The organism is Vibrio sp. D173a (assembly GCF_030248475.1).
On record NZ_JAHGAH010000422.1, the window covers coordinates 1 to 937 of the forward strand.

At 46.6% G+C, this 937-nt stretch carries 1 pseudogene; it reads right to left on the reverse strand.

Features of this window, described 5'->3' with window-relative positions:
* Window positions 1-937, reverse strand: a pseudogene (locus tag KIV40_RS26405) (diguanylate phosphodiesterase); the annotation flags it as partial.

Below are 937 nucleotides of genomic sequence, written 5' to 3' on the forward strand. Positions count from 1 at the left end.
AATATCTTGGTCTGCTGGTGGGTATCATCCAGCTCTTGGTACACATCGTAAAATCGCTCAGACAGGCGGCCGATTTCATCGTTGCTGCTCAGTCGCTCGATGTTTTTACGTTGGCGCTTTTCAACCTGCTGCAGTTGTCGATCCAGTCTCGCGATCGGATTTATCACGCTCCGAGAAAGTAGCAACAGAAGCAGAATGACAGTAACTAGCGCTGATAAGGCAAAGGAGAAGCTGATCTCATTCCAGATCGAGCGGAGTTTGTTATTGAGGAGGAACTTGGCTGGGTCTACGGTGACATAGAGGCTCGGTGCCAACCTGACTGATTGGGTCAATTCACTTTCCGGCGCAACGGGCGATGAGGTGAAAAACAGACTGGTCTGATATTCAAACTCTATCTGTTTGCGCAATGAATTGAATTTATCTAACGAGACTGAGACCACCACAAAGAATACATCGTCGAGTTGATAGCTAAGCGGTGTCGAGATAGTGCGTTTATCGAGAACCTCATAACGCACTAACATGCCTTCTCCTTGGGAGTTCTGCGTGTAACTGATGTTAGAGGTTGCGGCGGTTTCAAGGTACTTATCGTTGATAAACTTTAGGATCTTAGGATCTATTTCGGCAAATGGGTCACTGCTGTTTTCAGCGTAGTAGCTGAGCTGGCGGTTGCCGTCCAATAGGGCTAATCCCGTGAAGCTTTCATTGCCATCTTGAAGTAGCTGAATAGTCTGTTGCAAATTATCGATCAGCTCCAACGATGTCGCTTTTGGTGAGGGTATAAGAGTAACTGTTGAGAAAAGAGCGCGATTGACGAAAGTGCCCCGCCAATTTTTCCATGCTCAGTTGAAGTGCGTTGTCTTCTCGTTTAATTAAGCTAATTTTTTGGTTGGTGTAGATGATGTAGCTCGAAGCGGCCGCGCTGAAAAGAATCACTGGT